This window comes from Nitrosomonas communis (genome assembly GCF_900114745.1).
GTDB classification, from domain to species: Bacteria; Pseudomonadota; Gammaproteobacteria; order Burkholderiales; family Nitrosomonadaceae; genus Nitrosomonas; species Nitrosomonas communis_A.
Genome location: NZ_FOUB01000003.1, coordinates 119,862 through 136,382, shown reverse-complemented (window position 1 = coordinate 136,382; position 16,521 = coordinate 119,862). Strand labels below are relative to the sequence as shown.

At 51.3% G+C, this 16,521-nt stretch carries 9 protein-coding genes; 5 read left to right on the top strand and 4 right to left on the bottom strand.

What is annotated here, in order from left to right; translation table 11 throughout:
• Window positions 1-17 precede the first annotated feature (17 nt).
• Genes BM122_RS02365 through BM122_RS02355 form a run of 3 tightly spaced genes read right to left on the bottom strand, consistent with a single transcriptional unit; the run spans window position 18 to window position 2,760 of the window.
• Window positions 18-695, bottom strand: a complete 678-nt coding sequence (locus BM122_RS02365) for an ATP-binding cassette domain-containing protein (protein ID WP_074903309.1) — start codon at window positions 693-695, stop codon at window positions 18-20.
• Window positions 695-1,864 carry an ABC transporter permease DevC gene (gene devC / locus BM122_RS02360; RefSeq protein ID WP_074903307.1) on the bottom strand — a complete coding sequence of 390 codons (1,170 nt, stop codon included), beginning with the start codon at window positions 1,862-1,864 and terminating at the stop codon, window positions 695-697. Before devC ends, BM122_RS02365 begins: the two co-directional genes overlap by 1 nt.
• The gene (locus tag BM122_RS02355; protein WP_074903305.1) at window positions 1,861-2,760 is read right to left on the bottom strand and encodes an HlyD family efflux transporter periplasmic adaptor subunit; all 900 of its coding nucleotides are present in this window, start codon (window positions 2,758-2,760) and stop codon (window positions 1,861-1,863) included. Before BM122_RS02355 ends, devC begins: the two co-directional genes overlap by 4 nt.
• Window positions 2,761-3,249: 489 nt before the next feature.
• On the opposite strand from BM122_RS02355, the gene BM122_RS02350 reads away from it, so the two are divergent.
• From BM122_RS02350 to galU, 3 genes are all read left to right on the top strand, one after another.
• Window positions 3,250-3,570, top strand: coding sequence for a BON domain-containing protein (locus BM122_RS02350; RefSeq protein WP_074903303.1), 321 nt, complete (start codon window positions 3,250-3,252; stop codon window positions 3,568-3,570).
• 133 nt (window positions 3,571-3,703) lie between these two features.
• Window positions 3,704-12,640 (top strand): glycoside hydrolase family 94 protein, encoded by an 8,937-nt coding sequence (locus tag BM122_RS02345; protein WP_074903301.1) that lies wholly within the window; start codon window positions 3,704-3,706, stop codon window positions 12,638-12,640.
• Between the two features lie 177 nt (window positions 12,641-12,817).
• On the top strand, window positions 12,818-13,705 hold the full coding sequence (galU, locus tag BM122_RS02340) for a UTP--glucose-1-phosphate uridylyltransferase GalU (RefSeq protein ID WP_074903299.1): 888 nt from the start codon (window positions 12,818-12,820) through the stop codon (window positions 13,703-13,705).
• A gap of 157 nt (window positions 13,706-13,862) precedes the next feature.
• Here galU and BM122_RS02335 read toward each other — a convergent pair whose 3' ends face one another.
• Entirely contained in the window at window positions 13,863-15,227 is a 1,365-nt protein-coding gene (locus BM122_RS02335; protein WP_074903297.1) for an NAD-dependent succinate-semialdehyde dehydrogenase, read from the bottom strand.
• A 442-nt stretch (window positions 15,228-15,669) separates the two neighbouring features.
• On the opposite strand from BM122_RS02335, the gene BM122_RS02330 reads away from it, so the two are divergent.
• The gene (locus tag BM122_RS02330; protein ID WP_074903296.1) at window positions 15,670-16,056 is read left to right on the top strand and encodes an NADH-quinone oxidoreductase subunit A; all 387 of its coding nucleotides are present in this window, start codon (window positions 15,670-15,672) and stop codon (window positions 16,054-16,056) included.
• The gene (locus BM122_RS21430) at window positions 16,023-16,520 is read left to right on the top strand and encodes an NADH-quinone oxidoreductase subunit B (RefSeq protein WP_083398290.1); all 498 of its coding nucleotides are present in this window, start codon (window positions 16,023-16,025) and stop codon (window positions 16,518-16,520) included. Before BM122_RS02330 ends, BM122_RS21430 begins: the two co-directional genes overlap by 34 nt.
• Window position 16,521 lies beyond the last annotated feature (1 nt).

Here is a 16,521-nt window from a genome sequence, read left to right as displayed (position 1 = left end):
AATAGAATCAGGCCTTGCTACTTTTCTTTAATCACCCCATCTTCCAGCTCCACTATCCGATCGGCCATATCCAGAATACGATAATCATGCGTCACCAGCAAAATGGTAGTTTGCGATTCCTTAGCTAATCGCTCAAGAATTGTGACAGCCTCATGACCACTCTGCTTGTCCAGAGAGGCGGTCGGTTCATCGGCCAAAACGATTTGAGGTTGCCCTACCAGAGCCCTGGCAATGGAAACACGCTGGCACTGTCCCGCCGATAGTTGATCTGGTTTGTAATTGAGCCGTTCACCCAGCCCTACGGCTTTTAGCATTTCTGCGGCACGATCAAGCCTCTGCTGCTCAGTCATCCTGTTTTGCATCTCTAAAGCCATACTGACATTTTGCAGCGCAGTGAGCGATTTAAGCAGATTATGCTGCTGAAAAATATAGCCGATCTGCTGACGGACACTCACTTTAACCTGTTCGCTACTGTTAATTAATTGCTGATCGAGCACCCTTACACTGCCGTGATAAGCCTGGCGCAGGCCACCGATAATGGTTAAGAACGTCGTTTTACCCGAGCCGGAAGGGCCCGTCATCAGCACGATCTCCCCTTTTTGAATTGAGACTGTGACGTTTTTCAGCACAGGCTGCGAGAGCGCGCCGCTGCCAAAACTGAAATTCAGGTCATGCACATCAATGATGCGGGACATTAGAACATATCGGCTGGGTTGGCTGCTTTTAACTTATGTATTGCCAGGAACCCTGCGGTCATGCACATGGAAAGAATAAACAGGAACACGGTCATGGCTTTGCCAAAAGTCATCGGCATCGGCATGAATATTTTCGATTCAGCCAAGTGATATAAGCCGAGAGAAAAAAAATAGCCTGGAATAAAACCCAAAATAGCCAGAAAGAAGGCAGACGCAAACACGACGCGGATAAAATAACCATGTTCATAGCCCATGGCTTTCAGCGTTGCGAACTCATGACGGTGATTGGTGATGTCGGTGAACAAAATCTGATAGACAATGACCAGGCCCACCACGAGCCCCATCACCGTGCCAAAACCAAAAATAAAGCCAATAGGTGCCATATTTGCCCAGTAGTTTTTTTCATTTTGCAACAACTCGTCGTAGGTAAAAATATTGACGAACTCATTCAGCTGGCTGCTCAGCTCGGCTTGTACCTGAGTTATCGATGAATCAGGATACAGCTTGATGATGCCCAAATCGATATCGGTAAGCGTTCTGTCTGGAAAAATACGCATAAAATTCAGATCACTTGTGGCGATATTGCCGTCAGCAGCAAAGGATACGCCCAGCCGGAAAAATCCAACTACAGTGATTTTATAATCATTCACTTCGGTCACATTCCGGCCTGCTTCCAGCAATTGACGCATCGGTCCAAACTCGGGGCGGGAATATTCGTCAAACAGTACCGTATCCTTGAGCCGCAATGCAGTCCGCTTGTTTTTAATATCTTCGATATCAAAGATCAGTGAATCGGGATCAAAGCCGTAAACCATCAATGTTCTTTTGCCGCGGGTTTCGATGTTCTTGAAAGGCGCTAACCCTAGATAGAGTGGATAAACCTCGGCAACTGCCGGATTCCCCAACGCACGCATCAGTTCGCTGCGCTTGAAGCGGACTGGGCGCCACATCGCTTCACTTTGCTTATGCATCAGAAACAAATCACCATGCAACTTTACCGGTGCAGAAGCAGCACTGGCATAAAGCGCATCCCTGAATCCCTGCTGCATGAACACCAACACACAAGCGAATAATACGCCACAGGTAGCCGCAATTAATTTGGTACGATCAAAGATCAACTGCCGCCAGGCCAGGCGTGCTGGGAAATAAATCCAGGCGACGAGATTCATGGTGCAATCCGCACCCATACCTGCCGAAGAATCTGATGCTGTAACTCATTCACGGCTTCAGGTTCGAGCGTCAGGCGTACTTCAATGATTCGATTATCCCTATCTGCTAACGGATCCGTGTCATTTAGGTCGTTTTTTCTGACGAGGAAACCCAGCTCTCTAACTTCAGCGTGATAATTCCGCTTAAAACCAGATGCATTGATACAGCCCTTCTGTCCTGCCTGGACACGCAGCAGATCGGATTCATAGATTTCTGCAACGACATCGAGCTGAGTTAAATCCGCTATCTCCAGCAAACCATTATCTCCGATTCGTTCAGCAGGCCAAGTATGAATCTTTAAAATAGTGCCGGAAATGGGGGCATAGATAAGCGTATTATCCAATTCTGCTTCCGACACTTTCTGCTCGGCTTGCGCATTGGCGATTTCGGCCGTCAAGCGTTTAAGATTCGCTTCAGATTGTTCCAGTGCCAAACGTTTGGCATCGGCAAGAGAGGCACTGGCAGCAGATTCTAGCTCAAGTGACTGATAGCGCAAATGTTCCTTTTTATTGAAAGTCAGCGCGACCTGCTCGACGATCCGTTGGGCTTCCAGCGACTTGACACGTGCTCTGGCGGCTTCCACTTCAGCCTTTTTCTTACTATGATCCGACAGTACTGCGAGCTTGTTACCTAACTTGACCTGATTGGCTTCTTGGAAAAAAAGCTGCTCTACTCGGGCACCTTCCGGACCGGCATTATGGGAAACCTTGATCACGCGGGAGCGAGGTTCGATGCGGCCCAGCGCACCAATTCCGTGGTTTGTATCAAACTTACACTGCGTCTCGGCAAATACGCTAGGAGTCGTAAGAATAAAAACTATGATGACGAAAAGAGAATAATTAACCTTAAAGTACATGAATCATTTCACAGCGAGTTAGAAGAAGGTACATTTATTGGATGGATTCAAGAATCAGCCGACAACAATTCTCCATATTTAACGCAAACCATGCCTGAAAGAAGGCCATGCATATATTCTACCTGCCGTCCAATAGATTGATTCGGATTTGAAGGAAAGCTCATCAGGGAGCATACAAAATCCACCATACTTCCAAGATGCCGAGCACTCAACCAATATCTTCCTGATGTGCTGCGTACGGCTATTTATCTATATCTGTATATGTATAGCCCATACGGCCAGAACACTTTGTTTGTGTGCTAGCGCACATACTAATTGCACTATCTCTGCAATACTCTAATTTGATTTTTGCGAATACTTGCCAGAAAACTCAATAAGGTCGTGAATTTCAGATTGAGAATCATACCGAAAATAGTAAATCAAGTATTCTTTAGTCTAAAAGTATCAAGGGGTGTTTTAGTTCCGTCAATCATCTGGGAGCACCTTACCATGACACAACTTAATAACTTTTTCTCCGCTTTCTTCTTAACTATCCTAATGATTTCTTTGCTAGGCTACGCACCAGCGTCAAAGCAAGAAGGAATCGGAGAATATTTCGATGTTCCTGTCACTATCACGAAAGTCAAAGCGGCAATTTTCAATGAAACCACCCTGAAATCTGCCGAAATGGACGTCGAAACCTTCAAAGGTATTGTTCAACTGAGTGGCTTCGTCAGCTCGCAGCCCGATATCAACAAGACTGTCAAAGTTGCTCGCAGTGTTAAGGGAGTGATATCTGTTAAGAATGCCATGCGAGTCAAGTCACAGTAAATCGCTGCATTGATTAAACATAGCCATTGATGCACTTTTACAGGAGACTCTATGCTAGCTCTGATTCATCAAATTGTTGGTATTGCCGGAAGATGGACATAAAGCTTCCTTCCAGAATGGAGTAAATTTCTAAATGGAGACCAATAACAATCGATTCTTCCGATATTTGCGCCGGCTGAGTACGAACTTGCGCGGCGACCTCCCTCTAAATGATGCCTTCAATGAGCCGCCGCTACGCTCTGAATTACTTAATGCAGATCAGATGGAACAGCGTGGCAGGCATCTCGCTGCCATGCACAAAGTGACACAGGAACGCGCGCGGGATCACCTGATGTCGCGGTTGGCGGCAAATGAAACGATCTTGATCGAAGTCTGCCGACGACTCACAACGGCGGTAAGAGCCAACCAGCAAATCACGCCGGCCAGCGAATGGCTGCTCGATAACTTCTATTTAGTTGAAGAACAGATCCGTACCGCCAGACGCCACATGCCTAAGGGGTATAGCCGGGAATTACCTCGTTTATTGAATGGTCCTTCGGCCGGATTGCCGCGTGTATATGATATCGCGCTGGAGATCATTTCGCACGGAGATGGACGGGTGGACTCAGAAAATCTCAACCGTTTTATCTCGGCTTATCAGACGGTTAGTACGCTCAAATTAAGCGAGTTATGGGCTATCCCCATCATGTTGCAATTGGCATTAATTGAGAACCTGCGACGCGTTGCGATTCGTATCGCCGCCGACAGAATCGAGCGCGACCTTGCTAGCGCCTGGGCAGAGCAAATGACGGCAGCCGCGGAGACGGATCCGAAGAGCCTGGTGCTAGTCATCGCGGACATGGCGCGCTCGCAGCCGCCGATGTCGACTTCATTTGTATCGGAATTTACGCGTCGGCTGCAAGGGCATAGCCTCGCCCTGTCATTGCCGCTGACCTGGATCGAGCAAGCGCTTGCCGAATCGGGACTGACCACCGAGCAATTGATCCAATCGGGACACCAGCATCAGGCTGCCGACCAAGTTTCCATTAGCAACAGCATCGGCAGCTTGCGTTTTCTAAGTGGGACGGATTGGCGTGAGTTCGTCGAATCCATGAGTATCGTCGAGCAAACATTACGCAAAGATCCGAGCGGCAGCTATGGCAAGATGGATTTTGCTACCCGCGACCATTATCGTCATGCAATCGAAAAGATTGCAAGGCGGAGCTCCCTCACTGAAACCGAGGTAGCACAAAGTGCAGTCCAACTCGCGCATGAGTTTCAGGCAACACATCCAGATGACGACGAACGCGCCGCACATGTTGGCTTCTACCTGATTGACCGAGGCTTACCCAAACTTGAGACAAGGATACAAGCGCATTTTTCTGTTGCTGATACCCTCGCGAAAATAGGATCACAGCACGCATTGCTCGTGTATCTCGGTCTAATCACGCTGCTAACGCTGCTGTTCAGCGCCAGCCTGATGTCCGTCGCTCATACTCAGAATATGCCGAATGAATTCTCGCTGCTGATCGGTATACTCGCACTGCTGTCCACCAGCCAGCTGGCACTCACTCTGGTAAATTGGCTGGCAACCTTGTTCGTACACCCGCATCTGCTGCCACGTTTGGATTTCTCCAACGGCATACCCACACAATCACGGACACTGGTCATCGTGCCGACGATGCTCACGAGCCCACAAAGTGTCGACGATCTGGTCGAGGCATTGGAAGTGCGCTTTCTGGCGAATCGGGACGACAATCTGTATTTCGGCTTGTTAACCGATTTTCGCGATGCACACGAAGAAACGCTCGCCGAAGACGAACCGCTGCTGCAGCTAGCCCAGGCACGAATCGAGGCGCTGAATGCAAAATATGGTGCTATGGAAAAGAATATTTTTTTTCTTTTTCATCGGTCGCGCCGCTGGAATCCGCAAGAGCGCATCTGGATGGGCTATGAACGTAAGCGTGGCAAACTTGCGAACTTGAATGCATTGCTGCGCGATATAACGCTTAGGCATGCCGGTAACCGTTTCTCACGCATCGTCGGTGATACAACTTGCCTCGCGAACATTAAGTACGTCATCACTTTGGATACAGATACGCAGCTACCGCGTGACGTCGCACAGCAGCTTGTGGCGGCAATGTCTCATCCGCTGAATCGCCCATGCTACGACGAACAGCGACAGCGCGTGCACGAGGGCTACAGTATTCTCCAGCCGCGCGTCAGCGTAAGCGTGGAAGGCACCAACCGCTCGCGTTATGCGCAATTACATGGTGGTGAAGCCGGCATCGACCCCTATACCCGTGCTATCTCCGATGTCTACCAGGACGTGTTTGGCGAAGGCTCGTTTATCGGTAAGGGCATCTATGATGTAGATATGTTCGAGCGGGCATTGAACGGGCGCTTTCCCGAAAACAAGATTCTCAGTCACGATTTGCTGGAGGGATGTTATGCACGTGCCGGCTTATTGAGCGATGTACATGTGTATGAGGATTATCCTGCGCACTACAGCATGGACGTGAGCCGCCGTCATCGCTGGATACGTGGCGATTGGCAATTGCTGGGCTGGCTGTTGCCACACGTTCCCGGTCCCGATAAACAACGACTGAAGAACCCGCTCTCGTGTCTGTCGCGATGGAAACTATTCGACAACCTGCGGCGCAGTCTTGTGCCTACAGCGTTGACGCTGTTGCTGTTGCTAGGCTGGGTGGTGCTTGCATCACCCTTGCTCTGGACCTTGGCAGTAATCGGTATACTCTTCATTCCACCTTTGGTCACATCGGTGGTGGATCTCTTTCACAAGCCGCGTGATGTGCCATTACGGCAACATCTTACCGCTGCACTCGACATGGCAAGTCAACGCCTGGCGCAAGCGGCCTTTACCCTGACATGCCTTCCGTACGAAGCCTGGTTCAGCCTGGATGCAATCATACGTACAGCGGGTCGTATGCTGTTTACCCACAGACGACTGCTCGAATGGAACCCGTCGGGCGAAGCCGCACGTCATAGTCGCACGGATTTCGCCGCCGTTTTGCGCATGATGTGGATCGTCCCGTTAATTGCCATTGCTGTGATACTTTATCTGCTGTTATTCAAGCCTGCTGCACTCACGGTAGCAGTGCCCATCCTGCTGCTATGGCTAAGTTCACCCGTGATTGTCTGGTGGACCGGCCAACCACTCGCACGCCGCGAGGCACGACTAACGGCTGGGCAGACTGTCTTCTTGCGCAAGATTTCGCGTAAAACCTGGGCGTTCTTTGAGACTTTTGTTGGCCCGGGAGATCATTGGCTGCCGCCGGACAACTATCAAGAGTATCGCGGTGCCTCCGTTGCACATCGTACTTCTCCGACCAATATGGGAATGGCGCTACTCGCGAACTTATCCGCATATGACTTCGGTTACATTCCGGCTGGGCAACTCATCGAGCGCACGGCACATACCCTCGACACCATGCAAACGCTGGAGCGACATCGTGGCCACTTCTATAACTGGTACGATACACAATCATTGAAACCGCTGCATCCAGCTTACGTTTCGACGGTGGACAGTGGAAACCTTGCAGGCCATCTGCTGACCTTGCAGTCGGGTCTACGCATGCTTACCGATGACAAAATCCTCGGCGCGCGTTGGTTCCACGGGCTCCACGACACGCTCGGAATTCTGGTAGATGCGGCAGGCAACACCCAGTCAGACCTACTTGCTGCACTGCAGTCGGATATTGAGTCTGCCTATAGCTCCCCTCCTATTACGCTCGCCTTGGCATGGCAGCGCCTCGGCCAATTGGCGAAACGCGCGGAGGAATTTGCCGATAACATTAAAGCTGTCTCTCAGAAGCCGCCTCAAACAGGTAGCTCGCTGGTATCAACCAGAGAAAGACGGAATGTAGCAACCGAAGGATACTTGGAGACAGATGAATATTCCACACACCACCCCACCTTGGATCACGCCAGCGCAGTCATCTCTGAGACAACTTCTGAGAGTGATGCGGTTTGGTGGGCGCATGCGCTGGCCCGGCAATGCCGCGCGGCTCTCGACGAGTTGACCTTTCTCGCCCCCTGGCTAGCGCTGCCAGCTGCACCGAGCGGGCTTGACGACAACTTCGCCCTTGCCGCAATCCCAACGCTGCAGGAATTGGCTAACATCGAAGATAAATTATTCCCGGAAATTGAACAGCAACTCGACGTGCCTCTTGCGGGCACTACGCCATCCGCAGAAAGCGAATGGTTACACGCATTTAAACACTGCATCACACAAGCCAGCCGCCGCGCCACTGAACGAATTGCGACTGTCGAACGGCTTGCCATGCAGTCAAGCGAACTCGCATGCATGGCATATGACTTTCTGTATGACAAATCATCGCGTCTGCTAGCGATTGGGTACAACGTGGATGAACTGAGGCGGGATGCGAGTTACTATGACTTGTTGGCTTCGGAAGCGAGATTGGTGAAATTCATTGCGATCGCGCAGGGACAGCTGCCGCAGGAGAGCTGGTTTGCCCTGGGACGTCTGCTCACGACTGCCGGCGGCGAACCCGTTCTTTTATCATGGAGTGGCTCAATGTTCGAGTATCTGATGCCGCTGCTGGTGATGCCCACCTTTGATAACACGCTACTTGACCAGACCTATAAGGTAGCGGTGAGACGGCAGATCGAGTATGGACGGCAGCGTGGCATACCGTGGGGAATGTCGGAATCTGGCTATAATCTAGTCGACGTCCATCTCAACTACCAGTACCGGGCATTTGGCGTGCCTGGCCTTGGGCTCAAACGCGGACTCGCTGATGACCTGGTCGTTGCCCCCTATGCCACGGTGCTGGCATTGATGGTGGCACCCGAAGCGGCGTGTCTAAATCTGCAACAACTCGCTGCGATAGGACTGGAAGGAAAGTTCGGCTTTTATGAGGCCATTGATTACACCCCCTCACGTCAACGACGTCGGCAATCGAGCACAGTGGTACGATCTTATATGGCGCATCACCAGGGAATGAGTCTGCTCTCCCTGGCCTACCTTCTGCTGGATCGCCCGATGCAGAAGCGCTTCGCATCGGTTCAGCTGTTCCAGGCGAGCTTACTGCTGCTCCAGGAGCGGATTCCCAAAGCCACTGAGTTCTTTCCGAGCACGGCCCAATTTTCTGATATTCAACTGCCCCCCCGTATTGAGGAAGCGCCGATTCGCGTTTTCAACAATGCCAATACGCCAATGCCGGAAGTGCAATTGTTATCCAACGGCCGCTATCATGTGATGGTTACCAACGCCGGCGGCGGCTATAGCCGCTGGAAAGATCTTGCGGTTACACGCTGGCGCGAGGACACGACTCGCGACCACTGGGGGTCATTCTGTTATCTGCGCGACGAGCGCAGCGGGGAAATCTGGTCAACCGCCTATCAGCCGACATTGAAACAGCCGCAACATTACGAAGTGATTTTCTCCGAGGGGCGCGCTGAATTTCGTCGTCGTGATTATATAAGTGATGGCAATTTCGAAACCTATACCGAGATCGCGATATCACCAGAAGACGATATCGAGCTGCGCCGCGTGCGCATCACCAACCGCACCTATACCCGCCGCACTATCACGATGACCAGTTATGCAGAAGTAGTTCTTGCCGTACCTGCCGCAGATATGCTGCACCCGGCTTTCAGCAATCTGTTCGTACAGACTGAGATCGACGAGAAACGCCACGCGATCCTTTGCACACGTCGTCCGCGCTCAGCTACCGAGCAAACATGCTGGATGTTTCACATGATGACAGGGCACGGAGTAGATGTCGATGCCATCTCTTATGAGACGGATCGGATGCAATTCATTGGCCGCGGCCACACCACCGCTGACCCGCAAGCACTGAGCGGTGCATCATCAGAGGCGCTTTCCGGCAGTCAGGGCTCAGTGCTGGATCCGATTGTCGCCATCCGCCATGCCGTTACACTCGATCCAGAACAAACCATCACTATCGATATAGTGAGCGGTATAGGGGAGAGCCGTGATGCCGCATTAGGCCTGATCAAAAGATATCAGGATAGACGGCTTGCGGATCGTGTCTTTGATGTCTCCTGGACACATGCCCAAGTGGTGTTACGCCAACTCAATGCGAGCGAGACCGATGCTCAACTCTATGGACGTCTGGCCAATTCTGTTATTTATGCCCACGGCTTGCTTCGCGCAGAAGCCAGCATTCTGATGCAGAATCGTCGCGGGCAATCCAGTTTATGGAGCTATGCCATTTCTGGTGATTTCCCCATCGTTCTGCTGCAGATTGGTGACGCAGCCAATATCGAATTGGTACGTCAATTGGTACAGGCTCACGCCTACTGGCGTCTAAAAGGACTGGTAGTGGATCTGGTGATCTGGAACGAGGACCGTGCCGGTTACCGGCAATTGCTCCAGGATCAAATTATCGGTTTGATTGCGGCAGGCACTGAAGCGCATGTCATCGATCGACCAGGTGGCATTTTCGTGCGCCGCGCGGAACAGATATCGAACGAAGACCGTGTTCTATTCCAATCGGTCGCGCGCGCGATTATAACAGATAGCCGAGGAACGCTGGAGGAACAGGTCACCCGCCGTAGCCTGAGAGGTATACAGATGCCGCGCTTCCGGCCGAGCCAAAGTTACCGCGCTGATTCTCCTGACAACAGCGTGTTGCCGCAGCGCGATCTCATTCTGCATAATGGATTGGGCGGATTCACACCGGACGGACATGAGTATGTCATTACTACCACAGCCGCACAAGTAACGCCCGCACCATGGGTAAATGTATTAGCGAATCCGCATTTTGGCACAATCATTTCCGAGAGCGGCCAGGCTTATACCTGGAGCGAAAACGCACATGAGTTCCGCCTCACTCCTTGGCACAACGACCCGGTATCCGATACGAGCGGAGAAGCTTTTTATCTGCGCGACGAGGAGAGCGGTCATTTTTGGTCACCTACACCCCTGCCCTGCCGCGGCGCGAATGCGTATGTTAGCCGGCACGGATTCGGCTATAGCGTGTTCGAACATACTGAAGGAGGCATTGTCTCAGAGTTATGGATATATGTGGCTGTGGATGCTGCAGTCAAATTTTCGGTATTAAAAGTGCGTAACGCATCAGGGAGGTCACGGCGGCTCTCCGCGACCGGCTACGTGGAGTGGGTGCTGGGCGATTTGCGGCCGAAATCGAACATGCACGTGATCACCGAAGTAGATCCCAGCAGCGGTGCGCTGTTCGCTCAAAACCCTTACAATACGGAATTCGCAGGCAGGGTTGCTTTCTTCGATGTGGATGAAGTCGATCGTTCGATCAGTTGCGATCGCGCTGAGTTCATTGGACGTAATGGCTCGCTCAAAAATCCGGCAGCAATGACGCGTACACGGCTTTCAGGCAAGGTAGGGGCAGCATTGGATCCTTGCGCTGCGATTCAGGTAGGCTTCGACTTGGCCGACGGTCAAGAACGCGAGATCATCTTCCGCCTGGGCCAGGCCGGCAGACGTGGGGCGGAGGATGCGCGCAATCTGGCGCAGCGTTTTCGTGGATCGGCCGCCGCACGTGCTGCACTCGAAGCCGTGTGGCAATACTGGAACCATACCCTCGGCGCGGTTCAGGTGGAAACTCGAGATCCGTCGCTCAACGTCCTGGCTAATGGCTGGCTTGTCTACCAAACGCTTGCCTGTCGTCTATGGGCACGCAGCGGCTATTATCAATCGGGCGGCGCCTTTGGTTTCCGCGATCAGTTGCAGGACGTGATGGCGCTGATCCATGCCGAACCGCAACTCGTGCGTGAACATTTGCTGCTGTGCGCGGCGCATCAGTTTGTTGAAGGCGATGTACAGCACTGGTGGCATCCGCCATCGAGCCATGGCGTACGCACCCATTGCTCCGACGATTACCTCTGGCTGCCACTGGCAGTGTGCCGTTATGTGCTGAGTACCGGTGATACCGGAGTATTGGATGAATCCGTTCCTTTCCTTGGAGGCCGCCCGGTTAGTCCTGAAGAAGACTCGTATTATGACTTGCCAGGTCACTCTACCGAGTCAGCCAGCCTGTACCAGCACTGTGTACGCGCCATCCGGCACGGCCTGACATTTGGCGAGCATGGTCTGCCGCTGATGGGCTCCGGAGACTGGAACGATGGCATGAACCTGGTGGGCATACACGGCAAGGGCGAAAGTGTCTGGCTCGGCTTCTTCCTATATAAAGTGCTGACACGCTTCGCAGTACTGGCGCAACAGCAAGGTGACGTACCATTTGCTGAGCAGTGCCGGCAGGAAGCCGAGCAATTGCGCCAGCATATCGAACAAAATGCCTGGGATGGCGCATGGTATCGCCGCGCCTACTTCGATGATGGTGCCGTGCTAGGGTCGGCCACCAACACCGAATGCCAGATCGATTCGATCTCACAAAGCTGGTCAGTGCTCTCCGGCGCGGGCGAGAGTGAACATTCACGCGTGAGCATGGACGCCGTATATACCCGACTGGTGCGGCACGATTATGCGTTGATCCAGCTCTTGAATCCACCATTCGACAAGTCGAGTCTGGATCCGGGCTATATCAAAGGTTATGTTCCAGGCGTGCGCGAAAATGGTGGGCAATACACCCACGCCGCTATCTGGACCGTAATGGCATTCGCAGCCTTGGGTGACAGCCAGCGAGCATGGGAATTGCTGACCATGATTAATCCGGTAAATCATGGAAAATCGGCGGCAGGTGTGGCGATCTACAAAGTTGAGCCCTATGTCGTTACCGCCGATGTATATGCAGTCTCGCCGCACGCTGGTCGCGGGGGATGGAGCTGGTACACGGGTTCCGCCGGTTGGATGTACCGTCTCATTGTGGAATCTCTGCTCGGCCTGAAGCTCGATGTGGACAAACTGCATTTTGCTCCCTGCTTGCCTGCGTCCTGGCAAGCGTTCAAATTGCATTATCGGTATCGAGAGACCGTCTACCATATCACCGTGTCGCAAGTGGATGCTGGTGATGCTGTGCAGAGCAGTGTAATGCGCATCACGGTAGATGGCATTGAACGCTCCGACAAAGTTATTCCGCTGATCGACGATCGCAAGGATCATACGGTCGAAATAACCATCGTAACCCAATCCCAGCCACATCAATGATCCAGCAGATAAACATGAGCATAGTTCTCGCTCTAGGTAATAAACCGAAAGTATTGATGCGTTTTTTAGCACTCTGCTTTGTTAGCGTAAGGAATTACGATAAGCTACATTTTCTCTCCACCCGGTATGCAGGTGGGATGAGGCTAATATCCAATAACATTTTCTGGGGTTTGCATCATGCATAACTATAATCAGCAAGCTGTCACCAAGGCGATTTTCCCAGTCGCTGGTTTAGGAACACGTTTTTTGCCAGCCACCAAGGCTTCACCGAAAGAAATGCTGGTAGTCGTCGATAAACCGCTTATTCAATACGCAGTTGAGGAGGCCTATGCTGCGGGCATACGTGAAATGATCTTTGTGACAGGCCGCCATAAACGCGCAATTGAAGACCATTTCGACACGGCTTATGAGCTGGAAGCTGAACTGGCTGCCCATGGCAAAGACGATTTACTCGCGATTGTTAATGCCATTAAGCCTGATGACATGGAGTGTGTATACATCCGCCAGCCCAGGGCACTCGGTCTGGGCCATGCCGTGTTGTGTGCCGAACACCTGGTTCACGGCGCACCCTTTGCGGTGTTGTTGGCCGACGACTTGATGGTAGGCGACCCACCTATCATGCAGCAAATGACCGACCTTTTCAGTCAACATCGGTGCAGCATCCTAGCGGTGCAGGAAGTACCGCAGGATCAGACCAACCGTTACGGTATCATTGAAGGAGAGACACTGACGCCAGATCTTATCAAGATCACCGGCTTGATAGAAAAACCTCACCCTAGTATTGCCCCCAGCAACCTGGCAGTCGCTGGGCGCTACATCCTGACCGCAGCAATATTCGAGCACATTCGCGCACAACCTTGCGGCACTGGGGGTGAGATTCAACTTACTGATGGCATTGCAGCCCTGCTTGGTTCAGAGCAAGTACTGGCTTATTGCTACCATGGCAAACGTTATGACTGTGGCAGCAGGCTGGGATTGCTACAGGCCAGTGTCGATATTGCATCTGCTCATCCAGAGCTGGGCAGCGAGTTCTCTGCCTGGCTGAAAGCGCGGCCAAGCGTGTAATTCCATTTCCAAATCAAAAATGACGCGAATGCGAGCCGCAGACAGTATAAATAATACGGCAAGGTGAAGCCGACAAAGTCATTTTTGATTTAGAAATGGAATTACTTTTTTGCTACAGATTACAGCAGCCGAGATTGTACTTGTCTATTATATGTCACTATCCAACCCACACCGTTTTAATATTCACGAACTCACGAATGCCATGATAGGATAATTCCCGCCCAAACCCCGACTCTTTTATACCGCCGAATGGTAAACGCGGGTCACTTTTAACGACACCATTGACGAAAACGCTGCCAGCCTGGATTTGGCGAGCGATAGCCTCACCTCGTGTCACATCACGTGTCCAGACACTTCCACCCAGACCAAATGGCGATTGATTAGCCAGGCGTATCGCTTCCTCAGCGTTTTTAACCCGTACCATGACCGCTACCGGGCCAAACAATTCTTCATCAAAGGCGGGTATACCAGGACGTACCTGATCCAGAATAGTTGGTGCGTAATAAGCACCTTCGGTACCAACCAATTTGCCGCCAGTCACGAGGGTAGCGCCCATGGCAAGACTACGCTCAACTTGCGCATGCAGAATGTCCCGCAAATCGGCACGCGCCATTGGCGCAAGAGTAGTCGTTTCCAGCTTGGGATCACCGCTGCGTAATTCACTTGTTAACATTTTAAAGCGTTGTACGAATGTATCGGCAATGGCATCCACGAGAATAAAGCGCTTGGCAGCAATACAACTTTGCCCCATGTTTTGGAAACGGGCAGTCACCGCTTGTGCTGCCGTAAATTCAAGATCGGCATCATCGAGTACGATGAAAGGATCTGATCCACCCAGTTCCAGGACACATTTTTTCAAATGTTGACCCGCAATGGTAGCAACTTTGCGTCCGGCAGCATTGCTGCCGGTCAAGGTTACCGCAGCAATGCGTTTATCGGCAATGACCGTTTCAGCCTGGTTTGCCGTGATCATCAATGTGCGGAAAGTATTCGCAGGAAATCCTGCTTCACGAAAGGCTTCTTCCAATGCAAGCGCACAACGCGGCACATTGGAAGCATGTTTCAGTACTACGGTATTACCCGCCATCATTGCAGGAGCAGCCGCCCGTATCAATTGCCAGAAAGGGAAATTCCACGGCATAATGCACAATAAGGTCCCCAAGGGCTGATAAACGACAAGACTGCGGCTGGCATCAGACACAATAATTTCATCTGCCAGATAAGTACTGGCATGCTCAGCGAAATAGTCACATCCCCAAGCACATTTATCGATCTCGGCTCTGGCTTCCTTCAGTAATTTGCCCATCTCATCGGTAATCAGATGGGCGTAATCATCACGGCGCTGACGAAAAACTCCTGCCAGCTGACGCATATAAACAGCTCGCTGCTCAACACTCAGCAAGGCCCAGCCTACTTGTGCTGATTCCACCTCACGCAAGACAGTGTCAATAGTATCGGCCTGCCAAATAGGAAAAAATTGTATCGTTTGCCCGGTAATGGGATTGATTGAGAGCATGGACATAGTGTTAGTACCCCTTAAAACAGATTTCATGTGTCATTTATCATTATCAGGTAATACTTCTGCATTGAGCAGAATAATTTCATTTTCATCGATGATCTCCTGGCGCAATTTATGATACATAAACACAATCTTGCTGCATTCCTTTTCATCTGCCGGCTTTTTCTGTGACTAATCCTCAGGCAGGTGGTGAGATTGAGAGTCTCCTGCATCAAAGATAAATTACCCTAAAGGCGGCTTCCAGGATTATGTATGCTATTGCATTATTGCCTGGCTATGTGTTATCCCTTAGCATTAGCTTGTAACAAGATCAAACTGAGTTGGATTTTTTTCCGCGCCAGCTATTTCCCTAAATAGCGCTTTGCTAATGAGTTTCAATTTTGAAAGGATAAAGGACAGAACGACTCAATCATAATAACTGGCCTTAAGTTGAAGGAGGGACCAAATGCAAGACTCGGAATCTGCTGCCGTTATTGGTCTATTTGCCCTACTCGTATTGGTCGCATTATTTTGTTTGCTGAGTCTCTCACGCTGGCTTGGTGGTTATCGGCCACAGTGGGATAAGGAACAACCCTTTGAATGCGGTATCCCTCCTACCGGCGATGCACGCCCTCAGGTTCCAGTGCGCTTCTATGTGATCGCTGTCTCCTTTTTGATATTTGATATTGAAGCGATGTTTCTGTTTGTCTGGGCAGTCGCCTATTGGGAATTAAGTTTGCCAGGTGTTATTGGCGCCATTGTTTTTATATTGATTCTGATGCTTGGTTTGGTTTATGAATGGTGCAAAGGGGGGTTGTCATGGAGTCCAGACAGATCAACCAAGGACCTCTAACAGCTGTTTTCAGCAGACTGGAAGAAGCAGTGTCTTGGGGGCGCAAGTATTCGCTCTGGCCATTTAATTTTGGCCTCTCTTGCTGCTTCGTCGAGATGATGACGGCGTTTACGCCACGCCATGATATCGCTCGCTTTGGTGCCGAAATTATGCGTGGTTCACCGCGTCAGGCGGATCTGTTGATCATCTCGGGAACGGTATTCATCAAGATGGCGCCGATGATTCTGCGTCTCTACCACCAGATGCTCGAACCTAAGTGGGTGATTTCCATGGGCTCCTGTGCCAATTCAGGGGGGATGTACGATATCTATAGCGTTGTGCAAGGTATAGACCAGATCCTGCCGGTGGATGTCTATGTTCCCGGCTGCCCACCACGTCCCGAAGCATTGTTGCAGGGGCTGGTAATATTGCAAGAGTCAATTGGTACCAAGCATCGGCCACTTGCTCGCAGGGTGGAGGAATAAT

Coding starts and splice junctions, on each gene's coding strand:
- devC (WP_074903307.1), bottom strand. CDS start 1,864: ATGAATCTCGTCGCCTGGATTTATTTCCCAGCACGCCTGGCCTGGCGG.
- BM122_RS02345 (WP_074903301.1), top strand. CDS start 3,704: ATGGAGACCAATAACAATCGATTCTTCCGATATTTGCGCCGGCTGAGT.
- BM122_RS02350 (WP_074903303.1), top strand. CDS start 3,250: ATGACACAACTTAATAACTTTTTCTCCGCTTTCTTCTTAACTATCCTA.
- BM122_RS21430 (WP_083398290.1), top strand. CDS start 16,023: ATGGAGTCCAGACAGATCAACCAAGGACCTCTAACAGCTGTTTTCAGC.
- galU (WP_074903299.1), top strand. CDS start 12,818: ATGCATAACTATAATCAGCAAGCTGTCACCAAGGCGATTTTCCCAGTC.
- BM122_RS02330 (WP_074903296.1), top strand. CDS start 15,670: ATGCAAGACTCGGAATCTGCTGCCGTTATTGGTCTATTTGCCCTACTC.
- BM122_RS02355 (WP_074903305.1), bottom strand. CDS start 2,760: ATGTACTTTAAGGTTAATTATTCTCTTTTCGTCATCATAGTTTTTATT.
- BM122_RS02365 (WP_074903309.1), bottom strand. CDS start 695: ATGTCCCGCATCATTGATGTGCATGACCTGAATTTCAGTTTTGGCAGC.
- BM122_RS02335 (WP_074903297.1), bottom strand. CDS start 15,227: ATGTCCATGCTCTCAATCAATCCCATTACCGGGCAAACGATACAATTT.